We start from the raw sequence: 16,921 nt of genomic DNA, 5'->3' as shown, positions 1-16,921 counted from the left end.
AATATGTTGCAGGTTAACGAACTGAATCAGTATTACGGCGGCAGTCATATTTTGCGCGGCGTCTCTTTTGAGGCACAAATCGGTGAAGTGACTTGCTTGCTGGGGCGCAACGGCGTGGGTAAAAGCACTCTATTGAAATGCCTGATGGGATTGCTGCCGGTTAAATCTGGCAGTATTAACTGGCAACAACGCAATATCACTCAGCGCAAACCTCACCAACGAGTTCAGGCAGGCATTGCTTATGTGCCGCAGGGGAGGGAAATTTTCCCACGTTTAACGGTAGAAGAAAATCTGCTAATGGGGCTATCTCGGTTTTCTGCCCGGGAGGCAAAGCAGGTACCCGAAGATATATATCGGCTGTTTCCAGTGCTGAAATCCATGCAATATCGGCGTGGCGGCGATCTTTCCGGAGGTCAGCAGCAACAACTCGCCATTGGTCGAGCGCTGGCCTGCAAACCGCAGTTGCTAATATTGGATGAACCGACGGAAGGTATTCAGCCTTCGGTGATTAAAGAAATTGGTGGGGTGATTAAACAGCTTTCATCTGAGGGCAATATGGCTATTTTACTGGTGGAACAGTTTTATGATTTTGCCGCCGAATTGGCGGATAGCTATCTGGTTATGTCGCGGGGATCGATTGTGCAACAGGGAATAGGCAGTGAAATGGCGCAGCAGGGCGTTCGAGGGCTGGTAGCGATTTAAAATGTCTTCTTAATTGAATGCGAATATGTGAATCACAAAGGATTGAATCATTCCCAATGAGGGGGACGGAAAGTAAAGACAGTGAAGTATGAGTTCAGTTTAGTTATCTGATGAGTAAAACTATCATTTGCAGGCAAACCTGGCGATGGTCGATCTCTAATATAATATTACTGAGTTTAATTTACTATTCTGGCGCTAGTGTCCAATGACGCGCGTATCTCATACTGAGAATCAAATACAAACGCAGATACAATTCACCGGTTTACTGGAAATCAGATTATTGTGCGGGAAAATGTTGTTGCGCATTGCTACAACTATGAATACCAGATTACCTGATAATCATGCGGGTGAAGTGAGGTTACCCGGAAAAGTTGCAGCTATACGGATTGAGATGAAATTATATTAGCCCTAGCTGAAAATTTCTTATTGATGAATGGAGGATGAAAATCGAGCGAAATATGCGTTTTTTTTCGGCTAGAATGAATTGATATTGATAATATGGTTCGTTATTGCAACGATTAAGACGAAGCGATTAACAATTTATTTACATGTATTATTAAATGCTACAGAAGCCGAACTTGCACAAACGAATGTACTTCTGTAACATTTTTCTTTGTTATAGATATTTTTTTCCCTGGTGTTGGCTAATATTGCCCCCTGACTACGTACTACGTGTAGTCAGGTTTTTTTTATCACCCAATCACTAAGTTTCAAATTATACAGATGCAGACGCGATGCGATAGCTGTACTAAAGTGTGATCCGATACTGTACTTTTGGACAGAAAGACCACATGAAATTTAAAGGGATGCAGTTAGACTTTGGGAGAAGGAGAATGTTTTTTGGTGTAAAAAATGATGAAAGGATAATTGAGACTCTACGGGATTATATCGACAGAAAGCTAGCCAGCTACGATTCGCCCAGATATACCTACATGGTGATTGATAAAAAGAATCCCATTGATATATTCATGGTGTCAAGTTATCCAAATGAATGGGTTGATATCTACCGAACCCAAAACTACCAGCATATAGATCCCGTGGTTCTGACAGCGTTTAAACGCACCTCACCGTTTTCGTGGGATGAAAATATTACCATCCTCTCCGACTTGAAATCATCCAAGATTTTCGCTTTGTCGAAAAAATATAACATAGTCAATGGATTTACTTTCGTGCTGCACGATCACATGAATAACTTGGCTATGTTGTCGCTGATTATGGACCATAGTGATGGTAAAGAGCTAGAAGCTCAGATAATCAATGACTCAGAGCGGCTGCAAATGTGTCTGATTAATATTCACGAACAGATGCTGATGCTTGGACAAAGTACGGTGCGTACTACGAATGGGAAACCTGCGGACATCACGAGTAAAGCCATTTTCTCTCCGAGAGAAAATGAGGTGCTTCACTGGGCTAGTATGGGTAAAACCTATCAGGAAATTGCGCTGATTGCGGGCATTACGCCCCGAACAGTTAAACATCACATGGGCAATGTGGTGAAAAAGTTAGGGGTGATTAACGCCCGCCAGGCCATCAGGCTGGGAGTTGAACTGGAATTGATTAAGCCAGTTCTGAAATAACGGGCAGCGAAATTGGCCATGCTCGTAGCGCTGAGTCTGGCCCCTGTAAAAATGCATTTATCTGCGATGCCATCAATGCCTGATTGTGTAAGTCCGTTGGGAGATTGAGTAGATAAATACGTTCTTTTTCGCTGACGAATGCTTCTTTAATAATCTCTATCTGCCAGCCAGAGCGTTTAAGTATGGTTAGCATGGCGCGGCTAACTATAGTGTAAATACCCGTATGACCGTGGTGCCGGGTATAATTAATCATGGCAAGGAAGAGCACATAGCTTATAGGATAGCGGTTACCTAAAAGCAACTTTGCACGGGTTTTATCAACAAAAAATCGGCTTGATTCGATATAGTTATTGTCAGGTAAGGTAATATCGTCGAAGAGAGCGTTAAAAGTATGAGTTATCATATTCGGCCGGTTCAACTCAATAAAACGCACGCTGCAAATTAGCTGGCTTCCGTATATGCCGAGTAGATAACGAGTGTTTGGGTTATCATATTCGTCAAACTCCATGTCGTTGCTGCATTTTACAGCCCACTGTAGGCGATCTTTAAAGGTTTTTTTTCTCAGTCTGTAAAGATCCTCAGACCGCATATTCATCAGCTCTTCATAGCTGACATCGAAAATTTCTAACATTTAATTTCCTATTATTTAATACAGTTGAATTTCTATATAGGGTAATAAATTTTATCATCAGAAAAGCCGGTTGTCGCGATCAGGAATAGCGCTTTATCTATTTCTTGCTTATCGGCACAATCGGGTCAATATAATAATATTTTTTATTAGCGGAGCCGCAGTCGATGAACCATCGAGGCGATGCAAAAAACCGCGTGTTTACCTGTTTCACCGTTGATTTGTCGCCATACGTGCATTAATTCTGATGTTTATTTCATTGCCCAACGGCATGATGGTTACCCATATGGTTAAGTTTGGCATAGACAAATAGACCAAGGTTGATATCACCCTATTTCAGAGGTTATGGCAAAGCTTTACGGGCAGTACCATTACGACGTATCTGAAATATTAGATACGATTGGTTTATCTCACGTCCATCGCAAATACAATAACATTGGTCTGCGATGAGCTAAACGAATTTTACAAAGCTAGCTGCGAATAAAATTGTTACTGAAATTTGTTGCTACAATGTATCAAAATTTCTCCTGCGATAGGGAGCGGCACCGCCAATAATAAAATATTGGCCGGTATTATCGCTATTCCACCCAGACGATAATGAGAGTATATCTCACCCCATATTAACCAAAGCTATACCATTAGCGCACGCCATGCATAGGATAAAGGCACGACGAACAGTAATGCGGGTAAGAAATTAACTACGGAAAATATCTTGATCTGGGCAATACGTAATCCAACGGCGATCATTATAATACCGCCACAGGCTGAGAAATCAGCGAAGGCGATTTCATCCATATAGGGCATGATCCAAACGGCGAGGCCAAAAAGTAAGCTCTGAAGCAATAATTGTGGGACTGCGATAAATATCAGTGCCATTCCCAAAGAGATGGCAAAAATCATCGCTGTAAAGAAATCCATCATCGATTTGACCAAGAGTAATTGGTAATTCCCGCTTAATCCCTCGGTTAAAGCACCGACAATTCCCAGCCCGCTTGCACAAAACAGCACGATCATCGCGGTATAACTTTGCGCAAACTCCTCTGCGGGTAAGGGACTACGCGTTTTGATCACTTTGGAAAGTATGCGTTGTAAAAACTCTGCGCACTGTTTGACTCCACGTTCCAGACTAAACAGTTCGCCAAATGTTGTGCCCAGAATCAATGCCAGAACAACCGCTGGCATGTATTGCACCTTTATTATCATGACAACGCCGATGCAAATAGAAGAGAGAGCAAAAATTGCTGGTAACCCTTCTCGCAAACGTAATGGTACATGTCGTGCTAAAGCAACGCCCAGTAAGCCACCTAAAATTATTGCCGCACTATTAATCCAGGGTCCCAGCATGGTATGACACCTCTTCATTCTTATATTCGGATTTATTAATTCTAGCGGAAATAGGTGAGTAATGTGGGGATTGCTGTGCTACTTCGGGATAGATAGTTAATTTTTTATCAAAATTTAATTATCCGTTGGCGCAGAAAGCAAAAACATAAATAGTACTAAAGTAAACTTGGTTACAGCCGATATTTAGAACGCTTAGTTAAAACCGAATAGACAGTTCGTCTGTCGAGTTAGAAATTTAAGGATGAATGTAATATGAGCAATGTAGACATTGGAAGTAATGAGAAACCAGACCATTCGATTAAAAATAACCGATTTCGTGGATACAATAAATCTTGGGAACGTAAATTTTTGCTAATGGATAAGCTTGGCTTTCGCGACGATAAATACAGTGGCGATCAGACTCTTGCTAAACAGTTAGCCTTTGGAGATCGTTTTACGATCAATTTTAATGCTTGGGCGCTGCTGTTTGGATCGGTATATTACTTTATCAAGGGAATGTGGCAGAAGGGCTTAATCATTATGGCTGCCGGAATACTCTTTTCTGCTTTTGCAATTTTCCTAGGTTATGAGCGACAGGCGTACCTTATTCCATCAGTGGTGACGGCTTTGATGGCCAATGTTGATTTCTATCGCTTAAGCCGGTTTAACGAAAAGATATGGCCAAAATTCCCTGCTATATTCGGTAAGATTAAATTTTGCCTGCTGGTATTGGTTTTTTCATTAGTCATTGGCGTAATGACGGTGGTGGCCAGCGAACGAGCCGAGCTAGAAACATCGGCCTGCTCGGTTTTAACTGAAATTCTTCAATGGCAGTTAGATAGTAATGCAACCTGTAAGAAGGTAACGATCGATGAGGAAGTGACGGAAGGGTTCTATCGCGCTCACGCCGTGCTGGATAACGGTAATGAAATGCTTATCACGCTGGAGCAGCGTAACAACCAGATTTATGTGGTTGTGCCTGAGCAATAAGCCGTTTGATATCAGATGAATTCACTCACTCAGCGCTCAGTCAGTTATCTCGCTGAGTGAGGAACCGATTAGCTTCCGTCAAAGGTCAAGCTCGTAGGTTTTTTCCAGATTAGACGACTGTATCAAATTAATTGGCATCGTAATCTTCCCTTTCCTGTCTCCTACCTGAACCAAAAATGTTATTGCCCAATGATTCTTTTAGTCAAAATGACCGTATTTTTAGGGATCAAATAAGTTTGGTTCTATGGCGCAGGTTTTATGGCTAACACTCCATTGAAATTTGCTAGCTGTGTACTGTTTCTTAATCTAAATACGTTGATAAAGATAAAAATCTACATAGTACTAATACCAACCCGACAGATAATCCCGTATCCCGTATCCCGTATCCCGTATCCCGTATCCCGTACCCACTGTACCAGTGCCACTATTATCAGCGCGACGACCATAAGTCAGAATCCGGAAGTTTTGCAACCTATTACGCAGGTGAGTTTATTTTCCCTGCTGCTAGCATATTGCAGTAATGACTCAAATCGAATGTTATTGGATATCATGGTATAGCCAGTAATACTGATAAAACTGGGAGGTAAAGATAAATCGACTCCCAACAGCCTTAAGACAAAAGCGAATTTTCTAAGTTGGGGAAATAAAAGCAGTGAGATAAACTGAATGAGTAGCGAGCAGGATACTGTCCAGCGGTTATCAGCATTAATTGAGTCATTTCTTGTGGTATAAGGCTGAGCTCATCAGCCTCCACATCAATAATTTTTTCTTCTAAAAATAGAAATATAAGCACGTACAGGTTTATCAACAGGCAAAACCACACTAAATATGTGTATTTTTCATGAACTAATTCCATTTAGATACAAAAGTATGAAGTGATTATCGAATAGATGAATAATAACGAAATTGACCTAACGTGTTTTTTTATTTTGTTGGTTCGGATCTTTATTAATACCATGGCAAGCCGGAATGGTTGCCACCACGAGCAAGATTATCCGATCGTTTTCGGGCACAAGGTTTTTGTAATGAGGAGATTTGGTTTGGCAATTCTTCTATGTAAGGGGACTTATTGCATAACTGTGCGGGATAGATGTGCTTTCCTTTACATTCATCAGTTTATACGCGAAAAGATAAACGATGGTGTTGTTGGGAATGATAATTTGATGAATAATGTGCCAGATAATCTTCCCTGATGAGATACGTGTAAATGTTACGCATTTTAGTGACCCGAATTGATTTCCTCGGGGATATGGTCTGCACCACAGCATTGATTCGCGCGCTTAAACAGCATTGGCCAGAAGCTGAAATTCATGTGCTGGCCAATAAATATAATGCCCCGGTACTGGATCGTAATCCGGATGTCGCTGCGGTACATACCTATGTGTACAGTAAACAATGTGAGCGTAATCAGCGCCTGGGAAAATTAAACGCTTTAATAGATCGCTTAGCGCTAATCTGGCGTTTACGTCGGTTGCGTTTTAATCTGGCGATTGTCCCCAATGGGGGCGTGAGTAAAAATAGTATCCAGTTTGTCCGACAGTTAAATGTTGCCGATTGTCGTTGGCATACAGCTGAGAGTGAATTTGACGATCGGGTTGCGTCCCACGCAGCTAGCCGGCCAATGAAGCATGAGTCATTATCTGGATTTACGCTGTTACCTGAGCTAGCATCCATTGATATCAATGCGCTACGGCTTTATGTCTATCCTGAGCCGCAGTTACAAGCTCAATGGCGAAATTGGTTTGGTGATAAAAATAAACCCAGGATTGGATTATTTATTTCAAATAAGTCGGTCGATCGTCGCTGGAGCTGGCAGAAATGGCACGATGTAATCATTGGCCTTGAGTCCAAAACCGAGCTATTTATTTTCCACGATCCTGCAGAAAAACCGACGGATGAACAATTGGCTCATTTACCCGCTCGTTGCCTTTCTACCCCTTCGGTACCCGATATGATAGCCGCCATGAGTCAATTAGATTTGGTGGTTTCGGCAGATAGCGCCCCTATTCATTTAAGTGCAGCATTACAGATTCCGGTTGTAGCATTATTTGAAAACCGGCCTGAAAAATATTTACGTTGGTATCCATTGGGTGTGCCGCATATTTTATTGCGAGAAGGGAGACAGGTTGAGGATATTCAAGCTCAATCGGTTATTGAAGCGGTTAGCTGTTTATTAGATAGTAAAATTCCGCCATTGGAAGAAAGCGGCTTTCATTAATCTGTCAGCAAACTTTTAGCCAGTAACTTCGACGCCTCGCATAATGCGGGGCGTTTTTATTGGTATCAGTGATTCCTAAAATGAGATAAGCAAAGGAAAACCTTTGGACTGACTAACGACTTGTAAGGTATTACCAATACTAACAGTGTGATTAATAGTTTGTTTTTTGCCAGTATTCACTCTTACGCCTAAGCTAGAAAGGTTCAACAGTGTCTTAAACATAAACATGGAGGAGTTACGTTTGATGCGTTTATCTACGTTGGTTTTAGCGATGAGTATGGCACTCGCCGGGCAGGTCCAATCCGCAGAAATAGCGGTAAAGGGGCAGTTAAATAAACCTCAGTTGGAAGATGAAGCTAATCGGGTCGGTCAAAATCCGTTCTTTAGCTCGAGTAAACTACCTTTCCAGGCACCGCCGTTTAATCTTATTAAGGAAAGCGACTATGCGCCGGCGATTGAATTTGGAATTGCCGAACGTTTGGCAGAGGTTAATGCTATTGCAAATAATCCTACACTGCCAACCTTTAAAAATACCTTTATAGCGTTGGAGAAATCAGGGGGAACTTTAACCCGAGTGATGAACGTATTTGGCGCAATGACATCGGCCAATTCAAGTGATGTCCTGCAAAAAATAGATGAAGAAACCTCGCCAAAACTGGCGGCTATGGAAGATGCTATCAAGCTGAATAGCACACTGTTTAATCGTATTAAAACAATATATGACCAGCGAGATAAACTCGGTCTGGACGATGAATCGAGACGTTTGGTGGAAGTGACTTACACTAACTTCATTCTGGCAGGCGCGAATCTTTCTGATGCGGATAAAACCAAACTTAAAGCTTTAAATCAGGAAGCGGCTGGTCTGAGCACTCAATTTACCAATAAACTTTTGGCTGCAACCAAAAACGGTGCGGTGGCAGTTAAAGACAAGTCTGTTTTAGCGGGGCTGTCAGAGGGGGAATTAGCCGCAGCGGCGCAGGCTGCCGGCGACCGTCAACTGGATAAACAATGGCTATTGGTATTGCAAAATACCACCCAGCAGCCGGTGCTAAAAAATCTTAGCGCCCGAGATACGCGAAAATCGTTGTTTGATGCATCGTGGAATCGAGCCGAGCAGGGGGATGCCAATGACACTCGCCAGATAGTATCTCGTTTGGCAAAAATACGGGCTGAACAGGCTCAACTCCTTGGTTTCCCGAATTATGCTGCTTGGAAATTACAGAACCAAATGGCAAAAACCCCTGATACGGCACTGACTTTCATGCGTGATATCGTACCGGCTGCGACCGCACGTGCCGAGAGGGAAGCAAAAGATATTCAAGCGGTTATCGATCGTCAGAACGGTGGATTTAAGCTGGGGCCAGAAGATTGGAAATTCTATGCGGAACAGGTGAGAAAAGAAAAATATGATCTGGATGAATCACAAATAAACCCCTACTTTGAACTGGACAATGTACTGAATAACGGCGTGTTTTACGCGGCGAATCAACTGTTTGGTATTAGTTTTAAAGAAAGGACAGATTTGCCGGTTTATCATCCAGACGTTCGGGTTTATGACGTTATTGATAAAGACGGTCAGCCTTTGGCGTTGTTCTACACCGATTATTTCAAGCGTGACAACAAAGGTGGCGGTGCCTGGATGAGCAATTTTGTCGATCAGTCGAAATTGTTAGGTACCAAACCGGTTATTTATAATGTTGCTAACTTCACAAAACCGGCTCCTGGACAGCCAGCATTGCTGTCATATGACGATGTCATTACGCTGTTCCATGAGTTTGGTCATGCCCTGCATGGCATCTTTGCCGATCAGCAATACCCAAGCCTGTCTGGCACCGCGACGGCGCGAGATTTCGTCGAGTTTCCATCACAGTTAAACGAACATTGGGCCAGCGATCCAAAAGTGTTCGCCAACTATGCCAAACATTATAAAACCGGCGAGCCAATGCCGCAGGAGTTAGTCGATAAGATTCAGAAAGCCAAAAAATTCAATAAAGGTTATAGCATGACCGAGCTGCTTTCTGCGGCATTGCTGGATATGAACTGGCATATGCTAAACGCCAGTCAGCTGGAGCAGGATGTTGATAAATTTGAGAAAAAATCGTTACAGCGAGATAAAATTGATCTGAGTTATGTCCCTCCACGTTACCGTTCCAGTTATTTCCAACATATCTGGGGTAATGGTTATGCCGCAGGTTATTACGCATATTTATGGACTGAAATGCTGGCCGATGATGCTTTTGTTGGTTTATTAGAAAGCGGTGGGCTAACGCCGGAAAATGGTCAGCGCTTGCGTGATAAAATCCTATCTCGGGGTAACAGTCAGGATCTGGAAAAACTTTATATTGATTGGCGCGGCCAAGCTCCAAGTATTGAGCCAATGTTAATCAATCGTGGTTTGAAGGAACCCGCTAAATAAGCCAATCTTGTAAATAGCTAATTGGGGAATCAACATTCTTCGTTATAGCCAGTGATTTATGTTCCTACCGCGGGGCAGTTTGTATCAGATTGCCCCGTTCTATCTGTCAGTACATTTCATCCGCATATATCAGCCGTTGCATTGAACAATGAGATGCGGATCTCATAGCTCGAATCCGTCCATTGAATGAACAACCTCATTACCTTAATGTACACTCGTTTTCTATTTATTCTCTCATATTTAGTTGCTAACAAAACTACTCTCACGCTAATAGTATGTTTGTGGATGCTACTTTCCCCTAGCTATATTATTTTATAAATTCCACTTTGGTTAATATATTTACCTGCATTTATGCTTATTTGAAGCGTATGGCGTTAAATCGGGGAAATTAACTAAAGGAATACAATCTACCTCCGATAAGCACCTCATATTATTACTCTAGGGGTTTGTTTTTAATGTTTAAAAAAATGAGAATAAGTGTTGGCTTATCTTTGATTATTTGTGTGTTTAGCCTTGCGCTGCTTGGGGTGAGTGGTTTTAGCATGCAGGCTTTAACCAATAGTAAAGGCGCAACGTTTAGAATTGACCGTATTCAAGGCGATCAATTGGTGCCTTTATATTTAATCTATTCTGAGTTATTAAATACCCGTATTTACGCGCAAAATGCCGCATTACTGTTGGAAGCGAAGGCAGACGCCGGGGCCGATTTATTGAAGGCACAGGATTATCTTAAATCATCTGAAAAAAACATGGTCGCTTTAGGTAAAATTGTGTCATTGACCGCAGAAGGGCGGCGGTTACGTAAGAATATTGATACGACTTATGCTGATTACATTAACAATGGTATCAAACCAATGATGCAAACATTGCGTGATGGTAATGTGGCTGCTTATTACAATCTAGGACCGAGTGTTGTTCCTAAAAGTGAAGCTTTACGCAATAGTTTGTCTGAGTTCGAAACTTTTGCAAAAAATCTGGGCGAAAAAGAAATCGAGGGCGTAACCGCTTCTTATCGCCAAAATATGTGGATTATTGGCGGGGCATTGTTGTTGACGTTAGGCTTAATCCTTATGGCCATCAGATTTGCCAAACAGATTATTTTTTCCCCGATTAATGAAGCTCGCCAGCTATTTGGAAAGATATCCCGAGGTGATTTATCGAGTGTTATTCCGTTACAGCCCGCTACCGAAATGGGAGGGTTGCTAACCGCGTTAGACGATATGCAGCAATCGCTGAAGGGTATTGTTTCAGGAGTGAGAGAATCATCCGCCGTTATTACTATTGGGACGCGGCAGATATCCGCCGGTAATCAGGATTTCTCATCCAGAACGGAAGAGCAGGCGGCTTCGATTGAACAAACTGCCGCCAGCATGGAGCAACTGACTTCTTCGGTTAAACAGAATACCGACAACACCAGACTCGTCACGGCGATGGCGGATAATATGGCAGTGTTGGCGCGCAAAAATGGAGAAAATATTACCGATATCACGGCGAAAATCTCAGCGATTAACGAAAGCTCTGAGAAAATCTCCAATATTATTGGCGTGATTGACTCTATCTCTTTCCAAACCAATATTCTGGCGCTAAATGCCGCCGTTGAGGCGGCAAGAGCGGGTGAGGCAGGTAAAGGTTTTGCCGTTGTTGCCTCCGAGGTGCGTAACCTGGCGCAGCGGAGTGCAGTATCAGCAAAAGAAATAAAAGAGTTAATTGAAGACTCAGTCAGCAAAATCAAAGAGGGTTCTGATATGGCCTCACAGTCGGGTGACGATATGAAAACCCTGCTGAATGAGGTCGATCAGGTGAAGAGCTTGATCGACAGTATTGCTTTTGCGTCTGACGAACAAAGCCGTGGGATTGAGCAGGTCAATATTGCGATTGTGCAGCTGGAAGAAGTCGCCCAACAAAATGCAGCATTGGTTGAAGAAGCCTCCGCTGCCACGCTATCGCTCGCTGAACAGGCCGATACTTTAGACGCTTCGATGCAGGTTTTTACCTTAACCAAAGCGCATGAATAACCTTCGCTATTAGTTTTATCGAAAAATCTGACCGCCTTATGGCGGTCATGATCATTGAAATCGGCGGGCTGATCAGAGGGGCAGTTTTAATGAATCTCAAGGAGGGTTCCAATATTTTTTGAAATTTACCTGTATTTTTTAATTGATTAACGTCAATGTAAAGTCTAATAATGATTTATAATATGTTGTTTATTTATTATTTCATGCTTGGTATATTGTTAGTTCATTACTTATTTCCCTCTATCATGCCATTTTAATTCCTGCCAGTAACTTTAATTACATAACGCCTAAATAACTTATTTAAACTAAACTTGTCGATTGTTTCACAATTACGTTACACGTTTATTTAAATGCTGTTCTTTTCGTTTTTTTAAAGTGTTAGTTTATCTGCAAGTTGACACCAGGGCTAAGTGGGATTTTATTGAGTGACTGTCCGTGATATGTTTTATTGTCTGACAATATACGATGGGATGAAATGAAACCTCGTAGCCGTTTCCTATCTTATCCAGGAATTCTAATAATAGCAGGTTAAAATGAAAAGAATAAATCAGGATGTAATTTGTTCTAATAGTGAAGCAACTGAAAGCAATGGGACCAAAACACTTTCCATGAAGTTATTCGGTGGTATTTCAAACAGGGATATCAATGCGGTACCTTTGGCTTTATTCATTGCTATTGCTGCCATTGTCGTTACGTCATCTTATTCTAATCTTTTGCCAAAAAACATGATTGGCGGCCTAGCCATTATTATGACGCTTGGCTTTATTCTGTCTCACATTGGTCGCCGGATTCCAGTACTGAAAGATATTGGCGGGCCAGCTATTCTGTGTCTGATGGTACCTTCGGTTCTGGTCTATTTTGGCGTATTTCAGACCAATACCTTAGATACCGTACATCTGTTGATGAAAGAGGCCAATTTACTGTACTTCGTTATTGCCTGCCTGGTCGTGGGTAGTATTCTGGGGATGAATCGCGTAGTACTGATTCAGGGCATGATGCGGATGTTTATTCCCTTGGTAGTGGGAACTCTCGCTGCGGTGGCTTCCGGTCTGCTGGTTGGAAAACTGTTCGGCTATAGTTTCTATCACACATTCTTCTTTATTATCGTACCAATTATCGGTGGGGGTATTGGCGAAGGTATATTACCGCTGTCATTAGCTTACTCGGCAATTTTGGGTGAGTCTCCAGATGTGTATGTGGCGCAATTGGCTCCAGCGGCAGTTGTGGGTAATATTTTCGCCATTATTTGCGCCGGAGTATTGGCCAGAATAGGCTCTCGTCGTAAAGATCTGAATGGTGAGGGTATGCTGATTCGCAATGCAGAAGACAATGCAGTATTTACTTCACAAGAAGGGCCGCAACAAGCTGACTTCCAATTGATGGGCGGCGGGTTGTTAATGATTTGCGCCTTCTTTATCGTTGGCGGATTATTTGAAAAGCTGGTGCATATTCCAGGCCCCGTTTTAATGATTCTGATTGCAGTTCTGTGCAAATACTGTCAGGTCATTCCGGCTAAAATGGAACTGGGTGCGCACAGTTGCTACAAGTTTGTTTCAACCACTTTGGTTTGGCCGTTAATGATTGGTTTGGGTATGCTGTTTGTTCCGCTGGAAAGCGTCGTTGCGGTATTCTCGTTTGGTTATATCGTAGTGTGCGGTGCGGTGGTGCTTTCCATGGCAACCATTAGCTTCTTTATTGCTCCGTATCTGAATATGTATCCTGTGGAAGCATCCATTGTAACCAGTTGCCATAGTGGACTGGGCGGTACTGGCGATGTGGCTATTCTTTCGGCCTCTAACCGTATGTCATTGATGCCTTTTGCTCAAATAGCGACCCGGATTGGCGGGGCGTCAACGGTGATTGGTGCGACGTTATTATTAGGATGGATTGCCTGATTGCAGGAGTGAAAAAGCCACCGGTGCTCAATGTAACCGGTGGTTTTTGCTACATAGGGGTTATTCGCAGTATTGCTGCAATGCCGGAAGCTGGTCAGGCATTAATCGGTAAAGGTATACGGGGCGCCCTGTGGCACCGTAGAGAACGTGAATACTCAATACTGCCGTTTCTGACAAGAAGATGAGATATTTGCGACAGGATACTCGAGATACACCAATAGCATTGGCGAGTTGTTCTGTGGAGAATTCGCTGGTCTGGTTAGCCACAATCCATTCGCACACGGTACGTAAAGTCTGACTGGTCAATCCCTTAGGCAGTTTTTTCCGCTCACCGGTATTACGACTGTCTCGGCGCAATAGTTTATCTATATCTGATTGGGCATAGTTATCGCGCTGTTCCAGCAGGCGATGCTGACGTCGATAAACCGACAGCGCCTCTTCAAATCGGGCAAACTGGAAAGGTTTTATCAGGTAATCGACCACGCCGTACTGCAGGGCTTTCTTTATGGTATTGACGTCGCTCGCAGAGGAAATAACGATAACGTCGGTGTGCTCGCTAAATTCCCGCAGCGTGGGTAGCAAGTCTAACCCGTTATCTTGCCGCATGAAAACGTCTAAAAGTACCAAATGAATCGGCGTTTCGGATTGCATTAGCCTTTCTCGCGCCGCCTGTAGCGATGACACTACCCCGCAACAGGTAAATCCATTGACCTGACTTAAATAGCATTTATTCAGCTCGGCCACCATGGCGTCGTCGTCCACTATCAACACATTAATCATGATTTACCGCACTGATTTTATAAGGGATTTTAATAAAGAACTGAGTGTGACTTCCTGCCTCAGACTCGAATTCAAGTGTACCACCCACGGCTTCTAGGCTTCGTTGTACCAGTGTTAATCCAATACCGCGTCCATTTCCTTTTGTCGAAAAGCCTTCCTTCAGGATCTGGGATTGGCAATCAACCGTAATGCCTGGCCCATTATCACTCACTTCACAATGCAAGATATCGTCGACCAGATGAAAGCTAACGTTGATTTCTTTCTGCGGCATATCCGACATGGCATCTAACGCATTTTCAATCAAATTGCCAAGAACAGTTATTAGTGTGGTGGTGGTTTGTTCATCTGCAGTATCCGGCAGACGGCTATCTTCACTGACCAGCAATGTAATATCCATGTCCCGCGCCCGATTAATTTTCGCCAACAGGAAGCCTGCGATCACCGGGGATTTTATTTTAAATAGCAAAGAGCCGATCTCTTCCTGATAATTATCGGCCGTTTTAAGAATATAGTCTTCTAACTGCGGATAGTGTTTCATATGCAGCAGACCAAGAATAACATGAAGTTTATTCATAAATTCATGGGTTTGTGTTCTTAATGCGTCGGCATAATTGACCATGCCGGTTAAACGTTGCATCAAATGGCTAATTTCAGTTTTATCGCGGAAAGTTGCAATAGCGCCAATGATATCGCCATTCACCACCACTGGGACGGTATTGGCCAGCAGCATACTGCCGTTGAAATCTATTTCCTCATCGCGGCGAGCAATACCCGTGGTCAGCACCTGTTGTAGATTGAGGCGGTCTGGCCAATATTTGCTGGCATTATCCAACAGAAGGTTTTCCAACGGACCATTTTGCTTAAACAAGCGTTTGGCTTCGTGATTGACCAGAGTGATGCGGCAATCAGTATCAACGGCGATAACTCCTTCTTTGATCGATTGCAGCATGGCATCACGCTGTTCAAACAAATTGGATATTTCGTAGGGCTCAAAACCAAACATAATTCTTTTTAAGGCTTTGACTAAAAACCAGGTGCCGAGGCTGCCAACAAATATTCCGAATAGAATCGTCCAGGGAACGCTCCAAAGATTTTCATGAATAACTGATTGGATGTTGAGCAACGAAATGCCGACGGCGACTACGCCAATTTGCTGATGATTTGCATCATAAACAGGGGTGAAAATACGTAGGGCTGGCACTAAGGTTCCACGATTAATCGCGCTGCTTTCTTCCCCAAGCAATGCGGGTTGCAGATCGTCCCCAATAAAATGTCGTCCGATCATTTTAATATTAGGGTGCGAGTAACGAATGCCGTCCATATCGGTGACGACGATAAATAATAGTTCGTTGCTCTTACTGACGCTTTCAGCAAAGGGTTGAATTTTATCCTTATCCTCAGTGTGACTTAATCCATTGATCACAATAGGGGATAATGCGAGAGTACGAGCAACCGCAAAGGATTTTTCTTTGAGATTATTCTGCGCAATATGGCTGATTTGGATAAAAAACAGCGTGTGTACTGCCAATAGAACCGAAATTATAACCACAGAAACCATAAGTGTTACTGAGGTGCCAAGCCGCAGCGGTTTTTTTTGCCTGCGCGCCGGTTTTACAACGTCCATGCCATGCTCCAGAGATATCCATCAGAAAAACCCTTCTAGAGTTGATAGATATTTTATGAATTAGTTCAAACTATTAGATTAATACCAACGAGAAAAATAAGCTGTGATGCAACACGAGATAAAGCGGGGATGAGAAAAAAGGTGAAGGATATAAACCGCGATCTGACCATAACTAGCCATCTTCCGTGACGCTCTGAATCCACTGCTGTAATAAGGTTAATGATTTTTCAAGATTATATCACATGAAATATGTGATGATGAATTAATTTACTTACTTAACCGAATTATTGCTTAGATATCGTCATTTGCATTATAAAAACAGCGGCTTGTCAGTTTTGGGCTAAAAAGTCAGGGGCGTGAATACACTCAGCGTTTAATTATTATTACTTACTCATATTCGCCAGACTTAAATTTATTATATTTCATTAGTTTTATAGTGATAAAAATTTATTAAATAAATTAGGTATGATAATTATTATATAGAAGTGGTATTTAGCTATCATGCGCCATGAGAGCTTTTTGAACAACAGAGACTAGATGGATGTGTATATGGTTTTCCCCATTAATTGTAGTGACGCTGGATTACTCTTAAGCAGGTTTTCTGAGTGTAAAAGAGTGACTGAAAAGAGTAGCAACCAAGCAGAATCCACGGCCCAGCGGATAGTTGTTGGCGTTTTGTTTTATCCTTCTGTTCCTGTTTACCCCTGACCGTTGGCAAAAAAGTACCGCCGTCTGAAACATTTCATGGAATGA

11 protein-coding genes are annotated in these 16,921 nt (G+C 42.6%); 7 read left to right on the top strand and 4 right to left on the bottom strand.

The genetic code is table 11. From position 1 onward, the window contains the following. Window positions 1-3 precede the first annotated feature (3 nt). Window positions 4-702, top strand: a complete 699-nt coding sequence (urtE, locus tag DBA33_RS08495) for an urea ABC transporter ATP-binding subunit UrtE (RefSeq protein WP_064513257.1) — start codon at window positions 4-6, stop codon at window positions 700-702. 833 nt (window positions 703-1,535) lie between these two features. After that, the gene (locus DBA33_RS08485; RefSeq protein ID WP_064518240.1) at window positions 1,536-2,279 is read left to right on the top strand and encodes a LuxR family transcriptional regulator; all 744 of its coding nucleotides are present in this window, start codon (window positions 1,536-1,538) and stop codon (window positions 2,277-2,279) included. On the opposite strand, the gene DBA33_RS08480 is transcribed toward DBA33_RS08485, so the two are convergent. Next, entirely contained in the window at window positions 2,260-2,910 is a 651-nt protein-coding gene (locus DBA33_RS08480; protein ID WP_064513261.1) for an acyl-homoserine-lactone synthase, read from the bottom strand. The genes DBA33_RS08485 and DBA33_RS08480 overlap by 20 nt on opposite strands. Before the next feature lie 627 nt (window positions 2,911-3,537). Continuing rightward, window positions 3,538-4,251 carry a DUF554 domain-containing protein gene (locus DBA33_RS08475; protein WP_064513263.1) on the bottom strand — a complete coding sequence of 238 codons (714 nt, stop codon included), beginning with the start codon at window positions 4,249-4,251 and terminating at the stop codon, window positions 3,538-3,540. A gap of 252 nt (window positions 4,252-4,503) precedes the next feature. Here DBA33_RS08475 and DBA33_RS08470 point away from each other — a divergent pair, with 252 nt between their 5' ends. From DBA33_RS08470 to DBA33_RS08445, 5 genes are all read left to right on the top strand, one after another. Then, window positions 4,504-5,220 carry a DUF2628 domain-containing protein gene (locus DBA33_RS08470; RefSeq protein ID WP_064513265.1) on the top strand — a complete coding sequence of 239 codons (717 nt, stop codon included), beginning with the start codon at window positions 4,504-4,506 and terminating at the stop codon, window positions 5,218-5,220. A gap of 1,207 nt (window positions 5,221-6,427) precedes the next feature. Then, window positions 6,428-7,438: a glycosyltransferase family 9 protein gene (locus DBA33_RS08460; protein ID WP_064513269.1), complete on the top strand. Its 1,011-nt coding sequence runs from the start codon at window positions 6,428-6,430 to the stop codon at window positions 7,436-7,438. A 244-nt stretch (window positions 7,439-7,682) separates the two neighbouring features. After that, the gene (gene dcp, locus DBA33_RS08455) at window positions 7,683-9,854 is read left to right on the top strand and encodes a peptidyl-dipeptidase Dcp (protein WP_120806214.1); all 2,172 of its coding nucleotides are present in this window, start codon (window positions 7,683-7,685) and stop codon (window positions 9,852-9,854) included. Between the two features lie 467 nt (window positions 9,855-10,321). After that, window positions 10,322-11,869, top strand: coding sequence for a methyl-accepting chemotaxis protein (locus DBA33_RS08450; protein ID WP_162975186.1), 1,548 nt, complete (start codon window positions 10,322-10,324; stop codon window positions 11,867-11,869). A gap of 533 nt (window positions 11,870-12,402) precedes the next feature. Beyond that, complete coding sequence (locus tag DBA33_RS08445) at window positions 12,403-13,764, top strand: 2-hydroxycarboxylate transporter family protein (RefSeq protein ID WP_064513277.1); 1,362 nt, start codon at window positions 12,403-12,405, stop codon at window positions 13,762-13,764. Between the two features lie 60 nt (window positions 13,765-13,824). Here DBA33_RS08445 and dcuR read toward each other — a convergent pair whose 3' ends face one another. Beyond that, the gene (dcuR, locus tag DBA33_RS08440; protein WP_064513279.1) at window positions 13,825-14,544 is read right to left on the bottom strand and encodes a two-component system response regulator DcuR; all 720 of its coding nucleotides are present in this window, start codon (window positions 14,542-14,544) and stop codon (window positions 13,825-13,827) included. After that, on the bottom strand, window positions 14,537-16,168 hold the full coding sequence (locus DBA33_RS08435; protein ID WP_120806213.1) for a sensor histidine kinase: 1,632 nt from the start codon (window positions 16,166-16,168) through the stop codon (window positions 14,537-14,539). The genes dcuR and DBA33_RS08435 overlap by 8 nt, the downstream gene beginning before the upstream one ends. Window positions 16,169-16,921: the final 753 nt, after the last annotated feature.

The organism is Yersinia sp. IP36721 (assembly GCF_003634395.1).
GTDB classification, from domain to species: domain Bacteria; phylum Pseudomonadota; class Gammaproteobacteria; order Enterobacterales; family Enterobacteriaceae; genus Yersinia; species Yersinia entomophaga.
This window is presented reverse-complemented; position numbering and strand designations above follow the sequence as displayed.

Excerpts from the sequence above, each read along its gene's own strand:
- DBA33_RS08475 (WP_064513263.1), bottom strand. The coding sequence starts at position 4,251 with ATGCTGGGACCCTGGATTAATAGTGCGGCAATAATTTTAGGTGGCTTA.
- DBA33_RS08470 (WP_064513265.1), top strand. The coding sequence starts at position 4,504 with ATGAGCAATGTAGACATTGGAAGTAATGAGAAACCAGACCATTCGATT.
- dcp (WP_120806214.1), top strand. The coding sequence starts at position 7,683 with ATGCGTTTATCTACGTTGGTTTTAGCGATGAGTATGGCACTCGCCGGG.
- dcuR (WP_064513279.1), bottom strand. The coding sequence starts at position 14,544 with ATGATTAATGTGTTGATAGTGGACGACGACGCCATGGTGGCCGAGCTG.
- DBA33_RS08485 (WP_064518240.1), top strand. The coding sequence starts at position 1,536 with ATGTTTTTTGGTGTAAAAAATGATGAAAGGATAATTGAGACTCTACGG.
- urtE (WP_064513257.1), top strand. The coding sequence starts at position 4 with ATGTTGCAGGTTAACGAACTGAATCAGTATTACGGCGGCAGTCATATT.
- DBA33_RS08480 (WP_064513261.1), bottom strand. The coding sequence starts at position 2,910 with ATGTTAGAAATTTTCGATGTCAGCTATGAAGAGCTGATGAATATGCGG.
- DBA33_RS08450 (WP_162975186.1), top strand. The coding sequence starts at position 10,322 with ATGAGAATAAGTGTTGGCTTATCTTTGATTATTTGTGTGTTTAGCCTT.
- DBA33_RS08460 (WP_064513269.1), top strand. The coding sequence starts at position 6,428 with ATGTTACGCATTTTAGTGACCCGAATTGATTTCCTCGGGGATATGGTC.
- DBA33_RS08445 (WP_064513277.1), top strand. The coding sequence starts at position 12,403 with ATGAAAAGAATAAATCAGGATGTAATTTGTTCTAATAGTGAAGCAACT.
- DBA33_RS08435 (WP_120806213.1), bottom strand. The coding sequence starts at position 16,168 with ATGGACGTTGTAAAACCGGCGCGCAGGCAAAAAAAACCGCTGCGGCTT.